This is a genomic window from Rhodocyclus purpureus (assembly GCF_016653115.1).
GTDB lineage: Bacteria > Pseudomonadota > Gammaproteobacteria > Burkholderiales > Rhodocyclaceae > Rhodocyclus > Rhodocyclus purpureus.
The window spans coordinates 40,036-61,668 of sequence record NZ_NHRX01000038.1; the positions used below are offsets into that span (position 1 = coordinate 40,036).

A 21,633-nucleotide genomic window follows, 5' to 3' on the forward strand; every position below is an offset into this window, starting at 1 on the left:
TCGCCGTTTCACGCTGACTCTTCTTGCCTTTCACTGGCGCGTGGCTCAGGGCCGCGCCGCTTGACCCTTTTCAGGATGCTCCGATGCAGCAGAACGATCCCGTCTTCGATTTCGACCGTGTCATCGAGCGCCGCGACGGCGACTCGCTCAAGTGGAACCGCTACGCCGGCCGCGACGTGCTGCCGCTGTGGGTCGCCGACATGGATTTTGCTTCGCCGCCGGCGGTGCTCGCCGCGGTGCAGCAGCGGCTCGACCACGGCATCCTCGGCTACAGCGTGCCGACGCAGGAAGTCACGGACGCGGTCGTCGCCTATCTCGACCGCCGCTACGGCTGGCAGATCGAGTCCGACTGGATCGTCTGGCTGCCGGGGCTGGTCACCGGGCTCAACGTCGCCTGCCGCGCGGTCGACGGCGGCGTGCTGACGGCGACGCCGGTCTATCCGCCCTTCCTGTCGGCGCCGAAGCTTTCCGGGCGCGCGCTGACGACGGTGCCGCTGGTCGAGCGCAATGGCCGCTGGGTGTTCGACTTCGCCGCCATGGCCGCTGCCTGCGCTCAGGGCGGCGACAAGGCGCCGGCGCTCCTGCTGCTCTGCCACCCGCACAACCCGGTCGGCCGCGCCTGGAGCGCCGACGAACTCGCCGAACTGGCCGACTTCTGCCGCTGCCACGACCTCGTCGTCTGTTCCGACGAGATCCACTGCGACCTGGTCCTCGACGGCGGGGGCAGGCACCAGCCCTTCGCGACGATCGACGAGGACGCCGCAGCGCGCAGCATCACGCTGATGGCGCCGTCGAAGACCTACAACATCCCCGGTCTCGGCTGCGCCTGGGCGGTGATCCCCGACGCGAGCCTGCGCCGGCGCTTCAGCGGGGTCATGAACGGCATCGTCCCGCACGTGAACCTCTTCGGCTACGTCGCCTGCGCGGCCGCGCTGCGCGACTGCGAGGACTGGCGGCTGGCGCTGCTCGACTACCTGCGCGGTAACCGCGACCGCGTCGAGGCGGCGGTGGCAGAGATGCCGGGCCTGTCGATGACCCACGTCGAGGCCGGCTACCTGGCCTGGATCGACGCGCGCGGCTTGCCCGGCGTGGCCGAGCCGGCGGCTTTCTTCGAGGCGGCCGGGGTCGGCCTCAACAACGGCGCCGACTTCGGTCTGCCGGGCTGGGTGCGCCTCAACTATGGCTGCCCGCGCGCGACGCTCGATGCGGCGCTGGCGCGCATGCAGGCAGCCTGCGCAGCGGTGGCGCAGTAACAAACCCTTACAGGGGTGCCGGCGGGCGGCGGCTATAATTTTCCGTTTGCCGTCGTCCTCGCGGGACTGCATCGCCATGGCCCCCCTGTACAGTTTCCGTCGCTTCCTTGCCGCTGTCCTCGTGCTGCTGACCTGCGCCTCGGCGCCGGCTGCTGCCGAGCCGGGCCCGGCGTCGCCTGCGCTGGCCGCCAAGGCCTGGCTGCTGATCGAGTTCGCTTCCGGACAGACGCTCTCCGAGCAGGGCGCCGACGAACGGCTCGAGCCGGCATCGCTGACCAAGCTGATGACCGCCTACCTCAGCTTCGCGGCGCTGAAGGACGGCACGCTCAAGCGCGATCAGGCGATCAAGGTGTCCGAGAATGCCTGGCGTGCTCCCGGATCGCGCATGTTCCTGCTGCCCGGCAAACCGGTCGTCGTCGAGGACCTGATCAAGGGCATGATCGTCCATTCCGGCAACGACGCGACCCTCGCGCTTGCCGAGCAGATCGGCGGCAGCGAGGAAGGCTTCGTGCAGATGATGAACCGCCAGGCGCAGCGACTGGGCATGAAGGCGTCGAGCTTCCGCAACCCGACCGGCCTGCCCGACCCGCAGCACTACTCGACGGCGCGTGACCTGGCGACGCTGACCAGCGCGCTGATCCGCGACTTCCCCGACGAGTACGCGCGCTACTACGCGCTCAAGGAATTCCGCCACAACGACATCACCCAGCCCAACCGCAACCGGCTCCTGTGGATGGACCCGAGCGTCGATGGCGTCAAGACCGGCCATACCCAGGCTGCCGGCTACTGCCTGATCTCGTCGGCCAAGCGCGGGCAGCGCCGGCTGCTGGCGGTGGTGCTCGGCACGGCCAGCGAAGCGGCGCGTGCACAGGAATCGCAGAAGCTGCTCGACCACGGTTTCCAGTCCTTCGATGCGGTGCAGCTCTACGCCAGGGGCCAGCCCGTTTCCCGACTGAAGGTGGCCGAGGGCGCCGAAGAGAGCGTCGGCGCCGGCTTCACCAGCGGCCTGGTCGTCGCCGTGCCGAAGGGCGCCGCGTCGCGCATCAAGGCCGAACTGGTCGCGCCGCAGTCGCTGACGGCGCCTGTCAGCCTCGGCCAGACGGTCGGCCGGGTGCGCCTGCAGGTGGACGGCAAGTCCTGGGGCGAATTCCCGGTACAGGCGCTCGAACCCGTCGCCGTCGCCGGGATGGTGGACAAGCTGCGCCACGCGGTGCGGCAGTGGTTCAATCGATAGCGAGCTTGGGGAGAAGACGATGACGGTCTATCTGAACGGGCAATACCTGCCACTGGCCGAGGCGAAGATTTCGCCGCTCGACCGCGGTTTCCTCTTCGGCGACGGTGCCTACGAGGTGATTCCGGTCTATTCGCGCCGGCCCTTCCGCCTCGACGAGCATCTGGCACGGCTGCAGAAGACGCTCGACGCGATCCGCCTGCCCAATCCGCTGGCCGACGCCGAATGGCGCGAGGTGATCGCGCGCATCGTCGCCGCCGGCGAGAGCGAGGACCAGTCGGTGCTCCTGCAGGTGACGCGCGGCGCCGACGTGATGCGTGACCACGCCTTCCCGGTCGGCGTGCCGCCGACGGTGTTCGTGTTCACCGCGCCGCTGGTGACGCCGGGACCCGTCCAGCGCGCTGCCGGCGCCGCCGCGATCACCGTCGCCGATGCGCGCTGGGCGCGCTGCGACCTGAAGGTGATCTCGCTGGTCGCCAACGTGCTGGCGCGGCAGCAGGCGGTCGATGTCGGCAGCGTCGAGGCGATCATGCTGCGCGACGGCCTTCTGAGCGAGGGCGCCGCGTCGAACATCTTCGTCGTCAAGGACGGGGTCCTGCTGGCGCCGCCGAAGGACTGGCGCATGCTGCCGGGGATCACCTACGACGTGGTGCTCGAACTCGCCGCCCGCCACGGCATGAAGTTCGAGGTACGCGACATCGCCGAGGCCGAGCTGCGCGCTGCCGACGAGCTGTGGATGACCTCGTCGACCAAGGAAGTGCTGGCGATCGTCACGCTCGACGGCCAGCCGGTCGGTGACGGCCGCCCCGGGCCGGCGGCCCAGCAGATGTACGCGTGGTACAGCGCCTTTCGTGACCAAGTGATGAGGAACAGCGATGCCTGATCGTCCCTCCCCCCTGCCTGCCGCGAACGCCACGTCGGGCGACGCGCTGTTCGACTTTCCCTGTGCGTTCCCGCTGAAGATCATGGGCCGTTCCGACGGCGCGCTGGCGCAGGCGGTGCTGGACATCGTGCTGCGCCACGACCCCGGTTTCGACGGCAGGACGATGGAAATGCGCGCTTCCAGCGGCGGCAAGTACGTGAGCCTCACCTGCACGGTGACGGCCGTCTCGCGCGCACAGCTCGACGCGCTCTACCGCGAGCTGACCGCGCACCCGCTGGTCAAGGTCGTGCTGTGAGTGGTGGCGTGGTGGCTGCCGCCTCTTCCGACTCTCCCGCGCAAAACGCTCCCGCAGCAAGCTGCTGTGGGAGGGCCGGCAGTCCCGAATCAACGCTATCCTGCGCTGCCGTCTCACACTGACGTGAATCCTCCCGCCCTTCCGCTGCTGCGCGAACTCGGCCGCGTCGACTACGAGCCGACCTGGCACGCGATGATGGCGTTCACCGCCGCGCGCGGTCCCGACACCGCCGACGAGCTGTGGCTGTGCGAGCATCCGCCGGTGTTCACACTCGGCCAGGCCGGCCGCCCCGAACACCTGCTCGCCGACATCGGCGTGCCGCTGGTGAAGATCGACCGCGGCGGGCAGATCACCTACCACGGCCCCGGGCAGGTGGTGGTCTACCTGCTCGTCGACCTCAACCGTCGCCGGCTGAAGGTGCGCGAACTGGTCACCCGCATCGAGCAGGCGGTGATCGACCTGCTCGCCGAGCACGGCGTCGCCGCCGGGCGGATCGACGGCGCGCCGGGAGTCTATGTCGGCCTGGCGGACGGCACGGGCAGGCCGGCGTCGCCGGCCAAGATCGCCGCGCTCGGGCTGCGCATCCGCAACGGCTGCAGCTACCACGGCGTCTCGCTCAACGTGGACATGGATCTATCGCCGTTCGCCGCGATCAATCCCTGCGGCTACGCCGGACTCGCCGTGACGCAGACGCGCGTGCTCGGCGTCCCGCTGACGCCGCACGCCGCCGGGCTGGCGCTGGTGCGGCACCTGTCCGCGCAACTGACGGCCGCCGGCCCGGCCGGTCTGGAACAATGAAAGGAAGCATGAGCATGTCCGAACCCGTCAGCGGCACCCCCGAGGCGAGCGCCGGGACCGATTCCATGACCGCCGGCGCTGCTGCATCTGCCGACGGCGCGGTCGCGGCCGCCCCGGTCCGGCTCGTTCCCGGCGAAAAGCAGAAGCGCGAGGCGAAGACCGCGCGCATCCCGATCAAGGTCGTTCCCGCCGAGCCGCTGCGCAAGCCGTCGTGGATCCGCGTCAAGCTCGGCGGCGACAGCACCCGCTTCAACGAGATCAAGCGCCTCTTGCGCGAGCAGCACCTGCACACCGTCTGCGAGGAAGCGACCTGCCCGAACATCGGCGAGTGCTTCAGCCGCGGCACCGCGACCTTCATGATCCTCGGCGACATCTGCACGCGCCGCTGCCCGTTCTGCGACGTCGGCCACGGCAAGCCGCTGCCCCCCGACGCGGCCGAACCGGCGAAGATCGCCGCCAGTGTCGCCGCGCTCAAGCTGCGCTACGTCGTCATCACTAGCGTCGACCGCGACGACCTGCGCGACGGCGGCGCCGCCCACTTCGTCGAGGTCATCCGTGCCGTGCGTGCCGCGTCGCCGACGACGGTGATCGAGGCGCTGGTCCCCGATTTCCGTGGCCGCCTCGACGTCGCGCTCGACATCCTCTGCGCCGATCCGCCCGACGTGCTCAACCACAACCTCGAAACGGTGCCGCGCCTGTACAAGCAGGCGCGTCCCGGTGCCGACTACGCGCACTCGCTGGCGCTCTTGAAGGCCTTCAAGGCGCGTTGTCCTGCGGTCGCGACCAAGTCCGGGCTGATGGTCGGTCTGGGCGAAACCGACGAGGAAATCCTCGAAGTGCTGCGCGACCTGCGCGAGCACGACACCGAGATGCTCACCATCGGCCAGTACCTCGCCCCCTCGGCACACCACCTGCCGGTAACGCGCTACGTGCACCCCGACGTCTTCGTCGACTACCAGCGCGCCGCGCTGCAGATGGGCTTCACCGCCGCCGCCTGCGGCCCGCTGGTGCGTTCGAGCTACTGGGCCGACCGGCAGGCGGGCGTCGAACTGCGGGAGTGAGTCGAAAGCCCCAGGTTTTCTGTTCCGATGCCGAACTCGCCAGACACGGTGGAGCGGGCGCCGGGTGCGACGACTTTTTGACAGCCATGAGGAGCGCCCGGCGCCCGCTCCGCCGTGCGCAATTGCGCTGACGGTAACGTCAATTGGCGTGAGGCAAGGGGGCTGCGGGGGACCTGCCACGATCCTGAAACAAGCCCTTGTTTTCGTTGCGCGCAACTGTTCTCGGTACCCGCCAAATCATTGAGAAATAATGGTTCAGTCGCTACCATTCGTTGCATGATTCGTTGCGCGCCATGACCAGTGTCCTTCCTGAAACCCTGCTGCGCATCCTGCGCGCGCACCCGCGTGCCGGCAGCGCCGAGCTTTGTCGCCTGCTCGGCGGCGTGAACCGCTCGACGCTGGCGCGCGCGCTGCGTTCGCTCGAAGGCCGCGTCGTCAGCCGCGGCGGCTCGCGGCGCATCCGCTACGCGCTGCGGCGCGAACTGCGCGGCAGCGCAGCGGGGCTGCCCGTCTATCGCATCGACGCTGCGGGGAGGGGACACGGGGAGTCGCCGGCTCTTCAGCGGGCGGCGAGTTTCCGAAATTCACCGTGCGCTGGATGCGCCAGGGGCAGGTCGTCGACCTGATCGTCAAGTTCTCGGGTGCCGACGGCTCGCCGGCGGTACAACGCTGGTCCGACCTGCTCGTCTGCGAGCATCTTGGCCTTGAATCCTTCAGCCAGCTGGGTGTTCTGGCGGCGACAAGCGCCATCGTCCGGGCTTGCGGTCGGACTTTTTTTGAAGTCGAGCGCTTCGACCGGCACGGCGAATCCGGGTGCTCGCCGGTGTGCACGCTGGCGAGCATCAACGCCGCACTGATCGGCAGCGCGGCTGCGCCGTGGCCGCGTACGGCGCGCCGCTTGCACGCGCGCGGCTGGCTGACGGCCGAAGACCTTGCCCGGATCGACCTGGTCTGGTCCTTCAGAAGGCTGATCGGCAACACCGACATGCACGAGGGCAATCTCGCTTTCCGTCCCGGTCTGCGCCTGGCGCCGGTTTACGACATGCTGCCGATGCTCTATGCGCCCTTGCGTGGCGGCGAACTGCCGGCCCGTGCCTTCTCCGTCGAGCCGCCGCTTCCCGGAGAAGCGGCGACCTGGCGGCGGGCGGCGCCTGCTGCTGCCGACTACTGGCGCAACTGCGCCGAAGACACGCGCATCAGCGACGATTTCCGGCGAATCTGCGCCGAAAACGCGGGCAGGATCGAGCGTTTTTTAGACAGCTGCCACGCCAGCTGCTGAAAATCGCCTATTGCTCGACGAAGGCGCGTTCGATCAGGTAGTCGCCGGCGACGCCGATGTGCGGCGAGATGTGGAAACCGTAGCCGTCGAGCAGCGCCGAGATTTCCTTGAGCATCGACGGGCTGCCGCAGATCATCGCGCGGTCGGTCGCCGGGTCGAGCGGCGTCTCGCCGATGTCAGCGAACAGCTTGCCCGAGCGGATCAGGTCAGTCTGCCGTCCCTGGTTGCGGAAGGCTTCGCGGGTGACGGTCGGGTAGTAGACCAGCTGTTCGCTGACCATCTCGCCGAGGAACTCGTGCTGCGGTAGTTCTTCTTCGATGTAGTCGTGATAGGCGAGCTCGTTCTGCCAGCGCACGCCGTGCACCAGGATGACCTTCTCGAAGCGCTCGTAGGTTTCCGGGTCGTGGATCAGGCTCATGAACGGCGCGAGGCCCGTGCCGGTGGCGAACAGGAACAGCCGGCGTCCCGGCTTCAGGTCGCGCAGGACCAGCGTCCCGGTCGGCTTGCGGCTCAGCAGCAGCGGGTCGCCCGGGCGCAGGTGCTGCAGGCGCGAGGTCAGCGGACCGTCGGGGACCTTGATGCTGAAGAATTCGAGATGTTCCTCGTGGTTGGCGCTGGCGATGCTGTACGCGCGCATCAGCGGCCGGCCATTCACCTCCAACCCGAGCATCACGAACTGGCCGTTGGTGAAGCGCAGGCCGGGGTTGCGCGTGGTGCGGAAGCTGAACAGGTTGTCGTTCCAGTGATGGACCGAGAGGACGGTTTCGGCGGCGATAGTGCTCATGAGCAAGGCTCTTGGGGAATTGACGATGGACGCAGTCTAGTCCTCGACACTCAATTGAAAAAGCGGATAATTTCTCTATCCGTTATCTGCTAAGCCGATATGCGAATCACCCTGCGCCAGCTCGAAATCTTCGCCGAGGTCGCCAAGACCGAGAACGTCTCGCGCGCCGCCGAACGCCTCGCCATGTCGCAATCGGCGGCGAGCAGTGCGCTGGTCGAACTCGAGCGACAGTTCGACAGCCCGCTGTTCGACCGCATCGGCAAGTCGCTGCACCTCAATGCGACCGGCGCCGGCTTGCTGCCGCTGGCCGAGTCGCTGCTCGGCCAGGCGCGCGACCTCGAGGCCTACCTCGCCGGCGGCAGGCTCGGGCCGCTCAACGTCGGCGCGACGCTGACCATCGGCAACTACTTGGCGACGCTGGTGCTCGCCGACTACCTGCGCCAGCACCCCGATGCACCGGCGCAGTTGCACGTCGCCAACACCGAACTCGTCATCGCGCGCCTCTTGCGCTTCGAGTGCGACTTGGCGCTGGTCGAGGGCGAGGTCAGCCACCCGGATCTACAGGTCGAACCCTGGCTCAAGGACGAGCTGGTGGTCTTCTGTGCGCCGCAGCATCCGCTCGCCGCGATCCGGACCGCCGACAACGCGCTGCTGGCGGCGCAGTCGTGGATCCTGCGCGAACGCGGCTCGGGGACGCGCGGCCTGTTCGACCGCGTCATCGCCTCGCAGCTTGCCCGCTTGAATCTGCGCCTCGAACTCGAGCATACCGAGGGTATCAAGCGCGCCGTCGAATCGGGGCTCGGTATCGGCTGCCTGTCGCGGCTGGCGCTGCGCGAAGCGTTCCGCCGTGGCAGCCTGGTCGAGGTCGCCACGCCGCAGTTCGACCTCGGCCGTAATTTCTACTTCGTCCGCCACCGTCAGCGCCACGAAAGCGCCGCGATGCGCCGGTTTCGCGATCTCTGCCAGGCGATCACGGAGGGCGCGAGCAGCGCAGCGACGGTGCGGACGCCGTTCATCCCGTAGCAGTGCGACGAAGCGTGATGCTCAGTCACGCATCGGATAAATTCCCGCCGTCGCGATGAGGTGACGCGGTTCGCCTTCCTGCCTGTCACGTTTCGTCTGCTGGACGAGGCACGCTTCACTCACTGTTGCATCGGCGCAACAGCCTGTCCCCCGCTACGCGCGTTTGCTGATTGCTGCTTATTGACTCGGGATAGCTCAAATGAATAGATTGGCGGTGCTGTTGCTGTGAATTGATGACAAACGCCAACCTCGGGAGTCCTGAACATGAAATTCAAGAAACTTGCAATGCTTGCCGCGCTGAGCGCTGCTTCGTCCTTCGCCGTCGCCGCCCCCGCCGCCTTCGACGGCCCCTTCGTGCAGGCCGGTGTCGGCTTCGCGAATTCGCAGTCGGATTACAGCGAGACTTGGAATGGCAATTCACTCAGCACCAAACTGAACGACACCAGCTTTGTCGGTCAGGTCGCCGGTGGCTGGTCGCAGTCCTTCGGCCAATGGAACTTGGCTGCAAGCGCTTATTACACGATCGGCGACCAGAAGGCCGGCAAGGTAACTTTCAATGGTGACAGCGCCGAGTTCAAACTCAAGGACACCTGGGGAGTCAGCATCGATCCGGGTTACTACATCAATCCTCAGACTCTCGCCTACTTGAAGCTCGGCTACGTTGCAACGAAGGGTGAGTTGAGCGCAACGGGGGCCGGTTCTGATAGCGAAACGTTCAACGGTTATACCTACGGAGTCGGCCTGAAGTATGCCTTCACCCCGAACCTCTACGGTGTCGCCGAAATCCAGCAGGCCAACTTCGAGAGTAAGAGCGCAACGGACGGTGCTGACCGCGTCTCCCTCAAGCCCAATTCGCTCACGGGTATCATCGGCGTCGGCTACAAGTTCTAAGCCAGCCGCAGATAAAAAACCCGCCGGAAGGCGGGTTTTTCATGAGCGGGCTTCCGGATCAGGCCACCGCAGCCTGCCGGACGACCGGTGCCTCCCGGATCGGCAGGTTCACCAGCGCCGCCAGGGCCGCCAGCACCATGTCGGCGTACCACATCCAGCCGTAGTCGCCGAAGCGGCTGATCGCCAGCCCGCCGAGCCAGGCGCCGAAGAAGGCGCCGATCTGGTGCGACAGGAGCGTCAGTCCGAACAGCGTGGCGAGGTAGCGCACTCCGAACAGCTTGCCGACGATGGCCGCGGTCGGCGGCACGGTCGCCAGCCAGGTGAAGCCGAGTCCGGCGGCGAACAGGTAGAAGGTCAGGTCGGTGCGCGGCGCCAGCAGGTAGGCGCCGATCAGGAGCGCACGCGACGCGTACATCGCCGCCAGCACGTACTTGCTGCGATAGCGCGCGACGCAGGAGCCCGCGTAGAGGCTGCCGAAGATGTTGGCGAGACCGATGATCGCCAGCGACCAGCTCGCGACCGAAGCCGGCAGTCCGCACAGGTTCACTTCGCCGGGCAGGTGCGTGACCAGGAAGGCGACGTGGAAGCCGCAGGTGAAGAAACCGGCGTGCAGCAGCAGGTAGCTGCGGTCGCGCATCGCACTGCGCACGGCCTGCATCAGTCCCTGCTCCTCGCCGGCGTGCCTCACCGGCGCCTGCTGTCCCTGCGTCAGCTTGCCGACCAGCGGTAGCGCGGCGAGCGTCATCACGGCCAGGGCCCACAGCGACCCCATCCAGCCGACCGTCTGGATCAGCTTCTGCAGGATCGGCGCGAAGACGAACTGGCCGAATGAGCCGCCGGCGTTGATCACGCCCGACGCCGGTCCGCGCGCCTCGAGCGGGAGGCGTTGCGCGGCGGCGCCGATCAGCACCGAGAAGCTGCCGGCGCCCGAGCCGATCGCGGTGAGCAGGCCGAAGCAGACGATCAGCCCGAGGCCTGAAGTCATCAGCGGCGTCAGCGCACAGCCGGCCGCCAGCACGAACAGTCCGCCGATCAGCACCGCGCGCGGCCCGAAGCGGTCGGCGACCGCGCCGACCAGCGGCTGCACCGCACCCCAGGCGAACTGACCGATCGCCAGCGCCAGGCTCAAGGTCGCGATGCCGACGCCGGTGTCGGCGTCGATCGGCGCGATGAACAACCCGAGCGCCTGCCGCGGCCCCATCGTGACCATGAAGATTCCGGCGGCCGCAAGGGTCGTGATCAGGACGTCGGGTCGGCGTAGCGAGGCGAACATGGGCGGTTTCCCGGAAAGTCGCGCCCGGGCGGGCAGCGTGGCGTCAGAGGCTGGACTATAGAGCGAGTTCGTCTTCGCGCGAAATCCTTGCGCGCCATCCTGTGGGAGCGGCGGCAGCCGCGAATGCATCGAATCGACAAGTTTCGGCCCTTCCGGTCCTCCCACGGGAGAACCGCCTGCCCGGGTGCCTTGCCTGGGAGCGTCAGCCGCCGCGAACTGGAGTGGGGTGACGTCGTTGCTCCCCCACAGTTCGCTGCGTTATGCTGAACGATAGTTGCAGCGCACGCTTCCCTGGAAACGGGTGACATGGCGTGCATGCGGCCAACCTCATCGACTCAAGCCAAGGAGCGATCATGTCGAAGAACTTCTTCTCCCGCCTCCACGCCCTGCTGGCGCCGGCCGTCTGCGCGCTCGCCTTCCTCGCCGCCGCACCGGCGCAAGCCGTCGGCCTCGCCGACCTCTCCAGCAAGGAGAGCGCGTCCGGCCTCAAGGAAGCGCTCTCGCGCGGCGCAGCAGTCGCCGTCGAGCAACTCGGCCAGCGCGACGGTTTCCTTGGCGACGCGCGCGTGAAGATTCCGCTGCCCGACTCGCTGCGTCAGGTCGAGGGCGCGATGCGCACCTTCGGCATGGGCAAGCAGGCCGACGAACTGGTCGAGGCGATGAACCGCGCCGCCGAGGCGGCGGTCGTCGAAGCCAAGCCGATCCTGCTCAATGCCGTCAAGTCGATGAGCATCGACGACGCCAAGGGAATCCTCGCCGGCGGCGACGACGCGGCGACGCAGTACTTCCGTCGCACGACCTCGACCCCGCTCGGCGAGAAGTTCCTGCCGATCGTCAGGAAGGCGACCGAGCGCGTCAAGCTCGCCGAATCCTACGACCGCTTCGCCGGCAAGGCCCAGCGTTTCGGCCTGGTCAGCGAGGAAGACGCCAAGCTCGACCAGTACGTCACGCGCAAGGCCCTGGACGGCCTCTACCTGATGATCGCGGAGCAGGAAAAGGCGATCCGCCAGGACCCGGTCGGCACCGGCTCGAAGCTCCTGTCCAGGGTCTTCGGCGCGATCAAATAACAAATACGGGGACGGTTCTCGAAATGTGGGAGGGGCGGTAGCCCCGAATTCGTAAGCCAAACGATTCGGGCCTGCCTGCCCTCCCACGAGACTCGCACCACGGCAGGAGCGGCAGCCGCGAAAACCCCGCGTGCTAGAATCCGGCCCCTTCCGTTGTCTGTCCGCCGCCGATGTCCGCTTCCCCTTCCGCCGGTCTCAATCCCCCGCAACGCGAGGCGATCCGTTATCTCGACGGTCCGCTGCTCGTGCTCGCCGGTGCCGGTTCCGGCAAGACGCGGGTGATCACGCAGAAGATCGCCTACCTGATCCAGGACTGCGGCTTCAACCCTGCCAACATCGCCGCGATCACCTTCACCAACAAGGCGGCGCGCGAGATGCAGGAGCGCATCGACAAGCTGCTCGGTGGTTCGGCGAAGGGTCTGTCGATCTCGACCTTCCACTCGCTCGGCGTGCGCATCCTGCGCGAGGAAGCCGCCGCGCTCGGCTACAAGCCGAAGTTCTCGATCTTCGACTCGACCGACTGCCAGAGCATCATCACCGACTTGGCCGGCACCGTCGACAAGCAGACCATCCGCCGCCTGCAGTCGATCATCTCGCGCTGGAAGAACGCGCGCGTCTCGCCCGACGCGGCCAAAAAGGATGCGCAGGACGAGCACGAGGTGCTCGCCGCGCGCGTTTTCGATAGCTACGCGGCGACCCTGCGTGCCTACCAGGCGGTCGACTTCGACGACCTGATCGCGCTGCCGGTCGAGCTGTTCGAGAAGCACCCGGAAATCCTCTCCAAATGGCAGAACCGGCTGCGCTACCTGCTCGTCGACGAGTACCAGGACACCAACGCCTGCCAGTACGCGATGCTCAAGCTGATCGCCGGCCCGCGCGCCGCCTTTACCGCGGTTGGCGACGACGACCAGGCGATCTACGGCTGGCGCGGCGCCGACATCGAGAACCTGCGCGGACTGCCGCGCGACTACCCGAACCTGAAGGTGATCATGCTCGAGCAGAACTACCGCTCGACCGTGCGCATCCTCAAGGCCGCCAACGCGCTGATCGCCAACAACGAAAAGCTGTTCGACAAGAAGCTGTGGTCCGACCTGGGCTACGGTGACCCGATCACGCTCACCGTCTGCCCGCACGAGGAAGCCGAGGCCGAGTCGGTGGTGATGAAGCTCCTGGCGCACAAGTTCGAGAACCGCGGCCAGTTCCGCGACTACGCGATCCTCTACCGCGGCAACTACCAGGCGCGTCTCCTCGAACAGCAGCTGCGCAACCACAAGGTTCCCTACCTGCTCTCGGGCGGCCAGTCCTTCTTCGACAAGGCCGAGATCAAGGACATCACCTCCTGGCTGCGCCTGCTGGCCAACAGCGACGACGACCCGGCCTTCATCCGCGCCGTGACCACGCCGAAGCGCGGCATCGGCGGGCAGACGCTCGCCGCGCTCGGCACCTACGCCGGCGAACGCCACCTCTCGCTTTTTGCCGCCGCTACCGAGGAAGGCTTCGCGCACCGCGTCCCGGCGCGCCAGGCGGCACCGCTGCACGAGTTCTGCACCTTCATCAACCGCTTCGAGTGGCGCGCGAACAAGGAGCCCCCGGCCCAGGTGCTGCCCGACCTGCTCACCGCGATCGGCTACGAAGCCTTCCTCTACGACCACGAGGAGCCGCGCGCCGCGCAGACGAAGTGGGGCAACGTGACGGAGTTGTGCAACTGGCTGTCGAGCAAGGGCGAGGAAGAGGGCAAGACGCTGATCGATCTGACGCAGACGATCGCGCTGATCAACCTGCTCGACAAGGGTGAGACCGACGTCGATGCCGTCCAGCTATCGACGCTGCACGCGGCCAAGGGCCTCGAATTCCCGCACGTCTTCCTGATCGGCGTCGAGGAAGGCATCCTGCCGCACCGTGAATCGCAGTCGCCGGAAAAGATCGAGGAAGAGCGCCGCCTGATGTACGTCGGCATCACCCGCGCGCAGCGCTCGCTGCACCTCTCGCACTGCGAGAAGCGCAAGCAGGCACGCGAACTGATCAGTTGCGAGCCGTCGCGCTTCATCCGCGAGATGAGCGACAGCGAGATGCGCATCTCCGGAGGCAAGGCCGCGACGCCGCCCGACAAGGCGACCGGGTCGGCCAGGCTGTCGGCGCTGAAGGCGATGCTCGGCAGCAAGCAGAAGTAGCCGCCGTCCCCAGTTCAGCCCTTTGTCGCCTTGAGCGCCTTCTTGAAGACCTTGAGGTCCGCCACTGCGAACATCTGATTGCGGCCGACGGTCGAACTCGATGTCAGCTTGCCGTTCGCGACAAAGCGGCGGAAGGTCGACATCGAGACCTCCAGATATTCGGCCGCTTCCTTGGCGGTGAACTCGTCGTCGGCCAAGTGGCCGAACAGTTGTTCATGGCTCAGATCCTCGTCACGGAATGCATTCGTGGATAGGATGGCGAAAAACCTCTGCCGCTCAGTGGCCGGCATTTGCCTGAGATTCTGATACAGATCGTCAGCAGTCAGCGCATGGCCCATCTTTCTATTCCTCCGATCTCAGGTAGCGCTTGAGTTCGTCATAGAAATTTTCGTGCGAACCCACTTTGTAGAAATCAATCAACAGCAATTCCACATCGGCTTCTTGCCGTTCGTCCTCCGGAGACGGTGGCCGATAGGCCATGAGGTATTCCTGGCGATTGAATTTGAACTTGTAGACCCAGATCCCGGCCAAGTCGCCGACCTTGGCTTCCCCGATCTCGGGCTTCTGGCAAACCTCCTCTGTGGCATCCTCGATCGCAAGTTGCAGAGGCTTGTGTGCCTTCTTCACAAACTTGCTGAACGGTGACTTGTAGTTCGGTCTCATCATGTTGGTCTTATTATAATCCAATTTTGAGTCGTTAAGAAGTCAGTCGTTGCAAGTTTCATTCCGCTGAGTGGGTGCGTCGGCGCCAATCCTGGGGGGCGGCGGCGGCAGCCGCGCACGAATTCGCGCTTCCCGCCATGCGGACACCGGGGCAAACCAGACTGGTAGCGCGAATCGCGCTGACACGCAGTCGATGCTCCGCAAATGGCCGCGCGTCTAATGGTGACAAAATGACGCCATAAGCCTACACTGGGCCAATCGACGAAGTGCGTTCCAAGGAGACTGCCGTGCCTGCTCACACCGGAAAACGGCTCACCACCAGAATCACCGACCACGTCCAGGAGCGGCTGCAAGTGGCGGCCGACCTCGTGGGCGCGACGCTCAATCAGTTCGTGGTGCAGGCAGCGCTCGAAAAAGCGGACAAGGTCATCGAGAGTGAATCGACGATCGCCCTGACTCGGCGGGAATCGTTGCGACTGCTGGAGATGATCGAGAACCCGCCGCCGCGCAATGACATATTCCTTCAGGCGCAGGCCCGTTATCAGAGGATGAAGAACGATGCTGGTTCTACCGCTGAACGACGGGCATGACCGGAAGGGGTTCGACTGCGGAGATGCGGAACTCAACGCCTGGTTTGGCCAAGTCGCCAGGCAGCACAAGCTGAAGGGAGTTTCCTCGAGCTTTGTCGTCGTCACCGATGAAGCCTGTGCGGAAGTGCTTGGCTTCTATGCCATAAGCCTTGCCGAACTGGTGATCACTGACTTGCCCGCGCAGTATCGGAAGCGCTTGCCAAACAAGCTCCCCGTGTTCCGCCTCGGCCGCTTGGCGACGGCGAAAAAGCACCAAGGCCACGGCATCGGAGAATTCATGCTGTTCGACGCCATTGAGCGCGTGACTCGCATTGCAGGCGAAGTCGGCGGCGTCGGTCTCGTGGTCAATGCGAAGCTCTCCGCAGTCGACTTCTACCAACGGTACGGCTTCGAGCAGATGGCAGATCATCCGCACAATCTGTTCTTGCCGCTCTGACTCTCCCGATCGGTCGCACGCGCTGGCGAGATGATCCTGGCTTCGGCGGCCGACGATCGGGGCGTGGACTATCATCGCGAGCGCGGTGCCAGCAACCGCAGAAATGCGTCGCCTCCTCTGACGGGGTCTGGATCCGGAATCCGTCCGCCCCGGCACACGGCGATGGACTCGCCGCCCGGAAACCGCTATCCTTACGCCCCTGCACCAAGCACGCGCCCGTAGCTCAGCTGGATAGAGTATTGCCCTCCGAAGGCAAGGGTCGGACGTTCGAATCGTCTCGGGCGCGCCAGAAATTCAAAGAAAAAGCTCTGAGAAATCAGGGCTTTTTCGTTTAAGGCCTCGTCCCTCTGCCCCGGTGTCTGGCTCCCTGCTTGGGTTTCAGGGTGACTCTCGGGTGACAGCCGGGTGACCGACTGCCGACCTCAAGGCTAGTAAGGTGGGTTAGCTGTCCACAAGTCGTGATGCCCGTTACGCCATACCTCCGCGAGGTTCTGTGTGAGCTTGTGGTGCGATATCCAGCAGCCATACATGGATCGGGCATGAACGTTCTCCTCGTTTGCTCAAGGCGATTCAAGGGGCCAGCCTCTCCAATCTCCACTCGATCGCATCACGCTTCGGATACATCCTCGCCTCCCGCGGCAGGAAAAGCTTCTTTCCTTCCAGTTCGGTGAGCATCCGGTGATCGGGAACTCTCTTGTCCAGCACCGGGCTCACCCGCCAGCGAAACTCGGTGTCGGGCGCAATCAGCCAGCGGTCCATCGCCCAGTGCATGTTCGGTGTCAGCGCCAGGCCATTGCGCGGATCGTCGTCGCCGGCTTCATCGCTGAGAGGACCATCTCCCGGCCGGGCTTCGCCTGCAAATGCCGGAAGCTTGGCGCGCCGCCGTTGATGCCGATATTGAAGGCGTCGGGGTGGAATTCCTGGTCCATGCCGAGGTCAGGCCCGGCAAGAAAAGCGCCAGATCTTCTTCGTTGCGTATCGTGAGGAGATATATTTGCATAAATGCAGTCACTCTTCTAAAATTGCTGTCATCGCAATGAAAAAGAGGTATCGACCATGGCTGTCCTGACCGTGCGTAACGTCCCTGACGAAGTCCATCGAGCGCTCCGCGCGCTGGCGGTGAGGCACGGTCGTAGCACTGAAGCGGAAGTGCGTGACATCCTGGCCAACGCGGTCAAGCCGCGCATTCGCATGGGTGACGCACTGGCGGAAATCGGTCGCCGTGCCGGGCTGGCGGATGATGACTTTGCCTTCCTCGAACGTGACAAGACGCCTGCCGAGCCGATGAGGTTCGAATGATCGTCCTCGACACCAACGTCGTCTCGGAGGCGATGAAACCGTCGGCCAATCCGGCGGTGATGGCTTGGCTGAACGCACAGCCCGAGGAAACTTTGTTCTTGTCCTGCATTACGCTTGCCGAACTGATGTACGGCATTGGCGCCTTGCCGGCGGGACGACGCAAGGATGCGCTGGCCACAACGCTCGATGGCTTGCTCGGTCTGTTCGGCGATCGCGTGCTAGCTTTCGATGCTGCTGCGGCGCGCTGCTATGCACAACTGGCGATCCGTGCCCGCGAAGCTGGCAAGGGATTCCCGACACCGGACGGATATATCGCTGCCATCGCGACCGCCAGAGGATTCATCGTGGCGACGCGCGACACGAGTCCTTTCGTGGCGGCGGGTCTGCAAGTCATCAATCCGTGGGAGTGCTGAGCGCACCGGCGATGTACTGGGCGTAGAGATTGTCGTCACTGCTGATCCGATATGAACCCGCTTAGCTCGTCCGCTCGTCCTTCAGCGTCTCGAAGCCGAGTGAGGTTCCCTCGAAGTATCGTTTTCCGAACGATTACGTTTTACCGCAGCCCCTTGACCGCGCCGCCGTCTCCGGGAAACGCTGCCATCAATCCGCACTCGCCTGCCGCCGGTATTCGCTCGGGCTGACCCCGTAGCGGCGGCGGAAGGCGCGGGTGAAGTCGCCGGCATTGCGGTAGCCGATCCGGTCGGCGATCGTGCGCACCTGCAACTCGCCTCTGTCGAGCCACAGGCGCGCCTTTTCCAGCCGCAGTTCGAGGACGAAATCGAAAACCGTCATCCCGACCTGCTTGCGGAACACCTCGGTCAGCTTGCGTGCGTTGGTCCCGAGTTCGTGGGCTAAGTCGGTCAGGCTCGGCGGCTGGCTCAGGTGCGCCTTGAGCAGGGTGACGGCTCGGTTGAAGAGGTCCTGTTCCCGGTTGACGGACTGAGCGACGATACCTTCGCCGAGCATGGCTTCGAGTCGCTGTCGGTCCTGCCGGTTGGCCAGGTGCACGGCGACGCGCGCGCGGACTTCCCTGGCTGAAAACGGCTTGGTGATGTAGTCGACCGCGCCGATCGCAAAACCGCGCAGCTTGTCGTCGGTATCCGTCGCCGCCGACAGGAAGATGACCGGGACATCGGCCGTCCGCTTGTCGGCCTTCAGCTTCTGGCAAACGGCGAATCCGTCCATCTCCGGCATCATCACGTCGAGCAGGATCAGGTCGCGCGGGTAACCTTCGGCCAGCAGCGCCAGCGCCTGGCGACCCGAACTGGCGATGCTCAGGTCGTAGTCGTTTTCCAGCAGTGCAATCAGCAGTTCGATGTTGCTCGGGTTGTCGTCGACGATCAGCAGGTTGGTGCGCGCGGGCGGACGCTCGCTCATCGTGATGGCGAGCGCACTCTTGCGGCGGTTGATCGTCGCGGCGAGCGACTCGAGCCCCGTGAGTGCCGCGCCGAAGTCGAAGCGCGCGATCGCACGGGCGATCTGTGCCCAGGGCTCCTGCAGCGCCGATCCGGAGAGCATCGGATCGATTTCCATGCAGGCCTCGCGCGCCTGGCTGCGGCCATCGAGCAGCAACTGGCCGAGTTTCTTCAGGCGGGGCAGGAGCGCGGCGGCGTCGATGGCGGATCCAGCGGCGAGCCGGTCGCTGCCGGCTGCCGGCAGCGGCGTTGCGATCGCCGCCAGCACCTCGCGCAGTGCCGCGGTGAACGGCCCTTCCAGCGCGCCATCCTGGCGCTGCAAGTCCTGTTCGAAATCGACGGCGAGTGCGTGCAGTATGGTGGCGCCGATCGTCGGTGCCAGCCCCTTGATGGTGTGCACCAGACGGATCGCGACGTCGAACTCCTGCCGTTCGATGGCCTTCCTCAGTCGTTCCGGCGCGTCGGCGAAGTCGCTGTGGAAGCTCGCGAGCAGGCGCTGCAGCAGCAGCGGGTCGTCATCGAGCTGGCGTAGCGCGTGCCCGAGCTCCAGCACCGGCCGCGGGGCGGGCAGTTCGTCCGCTGCCGGCGCGCGACCGGGGATCCATTGCAACAGCGTGCGCGCCAGCTGCCGGGCGTCGACCGGCTTCGACAGGTGGTCGTTCATGCCGGCGGCCTCGCTCGCCTCGCGGTCCTGCGGCATCGCCGCCGCCGTCAGCGCGATGATCGGTACGGCAGCGGCATTTCTGGTGCGCTCGCCGGCGCGGATCGCCTGCGCCGCGCTGAAACCGTCCATCTCCGGCATCTGCAAATCCATCAGGATGGCGGCGAAGCGGCCACTACTCGCCAGTTCCACCGCCCGCCGACCGTTGTCCGCGGTTTCGCACGACAGCGCCATCTTTTTCAGATACTCGCCGACCAGCAACAGGTTGGTCGAGTTGTCATCGACCACCAGCACCCGCGCGCCGTGGATCGGTCGAGTGAGCTCGGCCAGCCGGGCCAGCCGCTCGGGCTGCAGCGAGCTTGCCTTCGCGAGCTCAGCAGTGGGCAGAGGCTCGGCGTCGGGCGCGGGCAGGGCACCGAGGCGGACCGTGAACCAGAAGGTGCTGCCAGTGCCGACCCGACTGTCGACGCCGATCTCGCCACCCATCAATTCCACCAGGCGCTTGCAGATGCTCAATCCGAGGCCGGTGCCGCCGTACTTGCGCGTGGTCGAGTTGTCGGCCTGGTGGAAAGGCGAAAACAGGCTCTCCTGGCTGGCGCGATCGATGCCGATGCCGGTATCGCTGACCGCGACGCGCAGAACGACCGATTCCGCCTCCTGGCCGAGGCAGTCGACCTTGATCCGGACCGATCCGCTCTCGGTGAACTTCAGCGCGTTCTCCACCAGGTTGTTGATGACCTGCTGCAGGCGCAGCGGGTCGCCCTGCAGGCGCGGCGGCAACTCCGGTGAGACCTCGAACGCCAGCGTCACCTGCTTTTGCTCGGCGCGGATCGCGAACACGGCTATCGTCCTGGCCAGGACTTCGTCGAGCGAGAGCGGGATCGATTCCAGTTCCAGGTGGCCTGCTTCGACCTTCGAATAGTCGAGCACGTCGTTGATGATGTTGAGCAGTGCCGTCGCCGACACGTGGATTCGCTCCAGATAGTCACGCTGCGTGGCGTCGAGCTCGCCTTCGAGCAGCAGATGCGACAGCCCGATGACCGCGTTCATCGGCGTGCGGATCTCGTGACTCATGTTGGCCAGGAAGTTGCCCTTGGCCTCGTTGGCGGCATCGGCCTTCTGCTTCGCCGCGCGCAGCGTCGCCTCCAGTTCGCGCTGCGGCGTGACATCGCGGGTGACGCCGATCATGCGCGGCGTCTTGCCGGAAGGGGCGGTCTCGAACAGGTACGAGGTCTGCAACTCGCGGATGCGGCCGCTCGGGACGACGATGCGGAACTCCTGCTGCCAGGGCGTATGGGCCTGCCGTGTCTGCTGCAGGGCCGCAGTGAACGCGTCGGCGTCGTCGGGGTGCACGCGCGAGCGCCAGAACTCGTAGCGGATACCCTGCCGGCGCATTGCCTCGGGGACTTCGTACCAGTCGCACATTCGACTGTCCCAGGACATCGTGGCCTCGCTCAGATCCCAGGTCGAGATGCCCAGATGCGCAGCCTCGGTGGCGAGTTCGAGGCGTCGCATCGCGTCCTGTCGCTCCTGTTCGAGCCGCTTGCGTTCGGTGATGTCCAGCTTCACCGCGACGTAGTGGACGGTTTTCCCCTGCGCGTCCTTCACCGGCGAAACGTGGATTTCTTCGTGGAAGAGCGCGCCGGACTTGCGGCGGTTGATGATTTCCCCGGTCCATGCCTCGCCGCGCAGCAGATGGCTCCACATCGACGCGAAGGTCGCGCGCTCGGTCAGGCCGGAACTCAGGAAGCGCGGATTGCGACCGATGGCTTCTGCCACCGAATAGCCGGACTCGGCAACGAAGCGCGGATTGACGTACTGGATGCGGCAGTCGGCATCGGTGATCACCACCGAGGTCGGACTCTGCTCGATCGCCGTCGACAAGACCTGCGAGCGGTCTTGCGCCAGCCGGACGTCGATCAGGCTTTGCCGCAAGCTCGCCGCCTGGCGGGCGAGATCGATGTGCAGGCGGACGCGTGCCCGGACCACCGCGACATTGATCGGCTTCTGGATGAAATCGACGGCGCCGAGGGCCAGACTGCGGCTTTCGTCCTCGATCTTCGCGGTGACGAAAATGACCGGAATGTCGCGCGTTGCGGCATCGGCCTTGAGCGCTGCGCAGACCTGATAGCCGTCCATCCCCGGCATCATCAGGTCGAGCAGGATCAGGTCCGGCCTGGCCTCCTGCCCCAGCAAGGCGAGCGCCTCCGGACCCGAAGTGGCGGTACGCAAGTCGTACTCGTCCCTCAGTACATGGACCAGCAGTTTGAGGTTCGTCGTGCTGTCATCGACGATCAGGATGCTCGCCCTGGGCAGCGTTGCGTCCGTCATCACAAGCTCCAATACCGATCGTCTTCTTCGAATTTCCCTGTCCTGGCGACAAGCCCCTGCCTGTCGGCCCAAGCAAGGCGGCATCGAAGGGGCGCAGCGCTGCCCCTTGCGGGCGAATTGTAGAGGCTCCCCGGGATGCAAAGAGCCTTTTCGCGGGGCGGCCGGCAACTGCAGCGAGTCGCCAACTGCTAAGTCTTCGTCGCTTTCTGCTAAGTCCTTCCCCTTAATA

At 65.8% G+C, this 21,633-nt stretch carries 23 protein-coding genes and 1 tRNA gene; 17 read left to right on the forward strand and 7 right to left on the reverse strand.

The features are described 5' to 3' along the window. The first annotated feature begins 83 nt into the window (after positions 1-83). From CCR84_RS07630 to CCR84_RS07665, 8 genes are all read left to right on the forward strand, one after another. Positions 84-1,253 (forward strand): MalY/PatB family protein, encoded by a 1,170-nt coding sequence (locus CCR84_RS07630; protein WP_201211075.1) that lies wholly within the window; start codon positions 84-86, stop codon positions 1,251-1,253. A 76-nt stretch (positions 1,254-1,329) separates the two neighbouring features. Beyond that, on the forward strand, positions 1,330-2,487 hold the full coding sequence (locus tag CCR84_RS07635) for a D-alanyl-D-alanine carboxypeptidase family protein (RefSeq protein WP_201211078.1): 1,158 nt from the start codon (positions 1,330-1,332) through the stop codon (positions 2,485-2,487). A gap of 19 nt (positions 2,488-2,506) precedes the next feature. After that, complete coding sequence (locus CCR84_RS07640; RefSeq protein ID WP_201211081.1) at positions 2,507-3,367, forward strand: D-amino acid aminotransferase; 861 nt, start codon at positions 2,507-2,509, stop codon at positions 3,365-3,367. After that, positions 3,360-3,662 (forward strand): YbeD family protein, encoded by a 303-nt coding sequence (locus CCR84_RS07645; RefSeq protein ID WP_201211084.1) that lies wholly within the window; start codon positions 3,360-3,362, stop codon positions 3,660-3,662. Before CCR84_RS07640 ends, CCR84_RS07645 begins: the two co-directional genes overlap by 8 nt. 123 nt (positions 3,663-3,785) lie before the next feature. Continuing rightward, on the forward strand, positions 3,786-4,460 hold the full coding sequence (lipB, locus tag CCR84_RS07650) for a lipoyl(octanoyl) transferase LipB (protein ID WP_201211086.1): 675 nt from the start codon (positions 3,786-3,788) through the stop codon (positions 4,458-4,460). 14 nt (positions 4,461-4,474) lie between these two features. Then, positions 4,475-5,521: a lipoyl synthase gene (gene lipA / locus CCR84_RS07655; RefSeq protein WP_242508602.1), complete on the forward strand. Its 1,047-nt coding sequence runs from the start codon at positions 4,475-4,477 to the stop codon at positions 5,519-5,521. A gap of 293 nt (positions 5,522-5,814) precedes the next feature. Then, positions 5,815-6,147, forward strand: coding sequence for a hypothetical protein (locus CCR84_RS07660; RefSeq protein WP_201211088.1), 333 nt, complete (start codon positions 5,815-5,817; stop codon positions 6,145-6,147). Beyond that, on the forward strand, positions 6,120-6,800 hold the full coding sequence (locus CCR84_RS07665; RefSeq protein ID WP_242508612.1) for a HipA domain-containing protein: 681 nt from the start codon (positions 6,120-6,122) through the stop codon (positions 6,798-6,800). Before CCR84_RS07660 ends, CCR84_RS07665 begins: the two co-directional genes overlap by 28 nt. Positions 6,801-6,807: 7 nt before the next feature. Here CCR84_RS07665 and CCR84_RS07670 read toward each other — a convergent pair whose 3' ends face one another. After that, entirely contained in the window at positions 6,808-7,584 is a 777-nt protein-coding gene (locus CCR84_RS07670) for a ferredoxin--NADP reductase (protein ID WP_201211092.1), read from the reverse strand. 99 nt (positions 7,585-7,683) lie between these two features. Here CCR84_RS07670 and CCR84_RS07675 point away from each other — a divergent pair, with 99 nt between their 5' ends. Together CCR84_RS07675 and CCR84_RS07680 are read left to right on the forward strand one after the other, a co-directional pair. Then, positions 7,684-8,607: a LysR family transcriptional regulator gene (locus CCR84_RS07675; protein ID WP_201211094.1), complete on the forward strand. Its 924-nt coding sequence runs from the start codon at positions 7,684-7,686 to the stop codon at positions 8,605-8,607. 264 nt (positions 8,608-8,871) lie between these two features. Next, positions 8,872-9,498: an outer membrane protein gene (locus CCR84_RS07680; protein ID WP_201211097.1), complete on the forward strand. Its 627-nt coding sequence runs from the start codon at positions 8,872-8,874 to the stop codon at positions 9,496-9,498. Positions 9,499-9,556: 58 nt separating this feature from the next. Here the strand turns inward: CCR84_RS07680 and CCR84_RS07685 are convergent, their stop codons facing one another. Beyond that, positions 9,557-10,771 carry an MFS transporter gene (locus CCR84_RS07685; RefSeq protein WP_201211100.1) on the reverse strand — a complete coding sequence of 405 codons (1,215 nt, stop codon included), beginning with the start codon at positions 10,769-10,771 and terminating at the stop codon, positions 9,557-9,559. Positions 10,772-11,124: 353 nt separating this feature from the next. On the opposite strand from CCR84_RS07685, the gene CCR84_RS07690 reads away from it, so the two are divergent. Together CCR84_RS07690 and CCR84_RS07695 are read left to right on the forward strand one after the other, a co-directional pair. Then, positions 11,125-11,838, forward strand: a complete 714-nt coding sequence (locus CCR84_RS07690) for a DUF4197 domain-containing protein (RefSeq protein ID WP_201211102.1) — start codon at positions 11,125-11,127, stop codon at positions 11,836-11,838. A 170-nt stretch (positions 11,839-12,008) separates the two neighbouring features. Further along, positions 12,009-14,009, forward strand: a complete 2,001-nt coding sequence (locus CCR84_RS07695; protein ID WP_201211104.1) for a UvrD-helicase domain-containing protein — start codon at positions 12,009-12,011, stop codon at positions 14,007-14,009. 14 nt (positions 14,010-14,023) lie between these two features. On the opposite strand, the gene CCR84_RS07700 is transcribed toward CCR84_RS07695, so the two are convergent. Further along, positions 14,024-14,347, reverse strand: coding sequence for an excisionase family DNA-binding protein (locus CCR84_RS07700; RefSeq protein WP_201211106.1), 324 nt, complete (start codon positions 14,345-14,347; stop codon positions 14,024-14,026). Positions 14,348-14,351: 4 nt separating this feature from the next. Continuing rightward, positions 14,352-14,675, reverse strand: a complete 324-nt coding sequence (locus CCR84_RS07705) for a type II toxin-antitoxin system RelE/ParE family toxin (RefSeq protein ID WP_242508603.1) — start codon at positions 14,673-14,675, stop codon at positions 14,352-14,354. 284 nt (positions 14,676-14,959) lie between these two features. Between CCR84_RS07705 and CCR84_RS07710 the strand changes: the two genes are divergently transcribed. The 3 genes from CCR84_RS07710 to CCR84_RS07720 all read left to right on the forward strand — a co-directional run bounded on the left by CCR84_RS07710 (position 14,960) and on the right by CCR84_RS07720 (position 15,987). Further along, complete coding sequence (locus CCR84_RS07710; RefSeq protein WP_201211108.1) at positions 14,960-15,262, forward strand: type II toxin -antitoxin system TacA 1-like antitoxin; 303 nt, start codon at positions 14,960-14,962, stop codon at positions 15,260-15,262. After that, a complete protein-coding gene (locus CCR84_RS07715) occupies positions 15,231-15,698 on the forward strand; it encodes a GNAT family N-acetyltransferase (RefSeq protein ID WP_201211110.1) in 468 nt (155 codons plus the stop codon). The genes CCR84_RS07710 and CCR84_RS07715 overlap by 32 nt, the downstream gene beginning before the upstream one ends. A 212-nt stretch (positions 15,699-15,910) precedes the next feature. Next, positions 15,911-15,987, forward strand: a tRNA-Arg gene (locus CCR84_RS07720). 281 nt (positions 15,988-16,268) lie between these two features. Here CCR84_RS07720 and CCR84_RS07725 read toward each other — a convergent pair. Together CCR84_RS07725 and CCR84_RS16450 are read right to left on the reverse strand one after the other, a co-directional pair. Further along, entirely contained in the window at positions 16,269-16,487 is a 219-nt protein-coding gene (locus CCR84_RS07725; RefSeq protein WP_420825387.1) for a hypothetical protein, read from the reverse strand. Further along, a complete protein-coding gene (locus CCR84_RS16450; RefSeq protein WP_242508605.1) occupies positions 16,478-16,627 on the reverse strand; it encodes a hypothetical protein in 150 nt (49 codons plus the stop codon). Before CCR84_RS16450 ends, CCR84_RS07725 begins: the two co-directional genes overlap by 10 nt. A gap of 127 nt (positions 16,628-16,754) precedes the next feature. Here CCR84_RS16450 and CCR84_RS07730 point away from each other — a divergent pair, with 127 nt between their 5' ends. Together CCR84_RS07730 and CCR84_RS07735 are read left to right on the forward strand one after the other, a co-directional pair. Further along, complete coding sequence (locus tag CCR84_RS07730) at positions 16,755-16,997, forward strand: FitA-like ribbon-helix-helix domain-containing protein (protein ID WP_201211112.1); 243 nt, start codon at positions 16,755-16,757, stop codon at positions 16,995-16,997. Beyond that, positions 16,994-17,410, forward strand: coding sequence for a type II toxin-antitoxin system VapC family toxin (locus CCR84_RS07735; RefSeq protein ID WP_201211113.1), 417 nt, complete (start codon positions 16,994-16,996; stop codon positions 17,408-17,410). Before CCR84_RS07730 ends, CCR84_RS07735 begins: the two co-directional genes overlap by 4 nt. Positions 17,411-17,597: 187 nt before the next feature. On the opposite strand, the gene CCR84_RS07740 is transcribed toward CCR84_RS07735, so the two are convergent. Beyond that, the gene (locus CCR84_RS07740; RefSeq protein WP_201211115.1) at positions 17,598-21,404 is read right to left on the reverse strand and encodes a response regulator; all 3,807 of its coding nucleotides are present in this window, start codon (positions 21,402-21,404) and stop codon (positions 17,598-17,600) included. Between the last annotated feature and the right edge of the window lie 229 nt (positions 21,405-21,633).

Excerpts from the sequence above, each read along its gene's own strand:
- CCR84_RS07630 (WP_201211075.1), top strand. The coding sequence starts at position 84 with ATGCAGCAGAACGATCCCGTCTTCGATTTCGACCGTGTCATCGAGCGC.
- CCR84_RS07635 (WP_201211078.1), top strand. The coding sequence starts at position 1,330 with ATGGCCCCCCTGTACAGTTTCCGTCGCTTCCTTGCCGCTGTCCTCGTG.
- CCR84_RS07640 (WP_201211081.1), top strand. The coding sequence starts at position 2,507 with ATGACGGTCTATCTGAACGGGCAATACCTGCCACTGGCCGAGGCGAAG.
- CCR84_RS07645 (WP_201211084.1), top strand. The coding sequence starts at position 3,360 with ATGCCTGATCGTCCCTCCCCCCTGCCTGCCGCGAACGCCACGTCGGGC.
- lipA (WP_242508602.1), top strand. The coding sequence starts at position 4,475 with ATGTCCGAACCCGTCAGCGGCACCCCCGAGGCGAGCGCCGGGACCGAT.
- CCR84_RS07660 (WP_201211088.1), top strand. The coding sequence starts at position 5,815 with ATGACCAGTGTCCTTCCTGAAACCCTGCTGCGCATCCTGCGCGCGCAC.
- CCR84_RS07665 (WP_242508612.1), top strand. The coding sequence starts at position 6,120 with ATGCGCCAGGGGCAGGTCGTCGACCTGATCGTCAAGTTCTCGGGTGCC.
- CCR84_RS07670 (WP_201211092.1), bottom strand. The coding sequence starts at position 7,584 with ATGAGCACTATCGCCGCCGAAACCGTCCTCTCGGTCCATCACTGGAAC.
- CCR84_RS07675 (WP_201211094.1), top strand. The coding sequence starts at position 7,684 with ATGCGAATCACCCTGCGCCAGCTCGAAATCTTCGCCGAGGTCGCCAAG.
- CCR84_RS07680 (WP_201211097.1), top strand. The coding sequence starts at position 8,872 with ATGAAATTCAAGAAACTTGCAATGCTTGCCGCGCTGAGCGCTGCTTCG.
- CCR84_RS07685 (WP_201211100.1), bottom strand. The coding sequence starts at position 10,771 with ATGTTCGCCTCGCTACGCCGACCCGACGTCCTGATCACGACCCTTGCG.
- CCR84_RS07690 (WP_201211102.1), top strand. The coding sequence starts at position 11,125 with ATGTCGAAGAACTTCTTCTCCCGCCTCCACGCCCTGCTGGCGCCGGCC.
- CCR84_RS07695 (WP_201211104.1), top strand. The coding sequence starts at position 12,009 with ATGTCCGCTTCCCCTTCCGCCGGTCTCAATCCCCCGCAACGCGAGGCG.
- CCR84_RS07700 (WP_201211106.1), bottom strand. The coding sequence starts at position 14,347 with ATGGGCCATGCGCTGACTGCTGACGATCTGTATCAGAATCTCAGGCAA.
- CCR84_RS07705 (WP_242508603.1), bottom strand. The coding sequence starts at position 14,675 with ATGATGAGACCGAACTACAAGTCACCGTTCAGCAAGTTTGTGAAGAAG.
- CCR84_RS07715 (WP_201211110.1), top strand. The coding sequence starts at position 15,231 with ATGCTGGTTCTACCGCTGAACGACGGGCATGACCGGAAGGGGTTCGAC.
- CCR84_RS16450 (WP_242508605.1), bottom strand. The coding sequence starts at position 16,627 with ATGGACCAGGAATTCCACCCCGACGCCTTCAATATCGGCATCAACGGC.
- CCR84_RS07730 (WP_201211112.1), top strand. The coding sequence starts at position 16,755 with ATGGCTGTCCTGACCGTGCGTAACGTCCCTGACGAAGTCCATCGAGCG.
- CCR84_RS07735 (WP_201211113.1), top strand. The coding sequence starts at position 16,994 with ATGATCGTCCTCGACACCAACGTCGTCTCGGAGGCGATGAAACCGTCG.
- CCR84_RS07740 (WP_201211115.1), bottom strand. The coding sequence starts at position 21,404 with ATGACGGACGCAACGCTGCCCAGGGCGAGCATCCTGATCGTCGATGAC.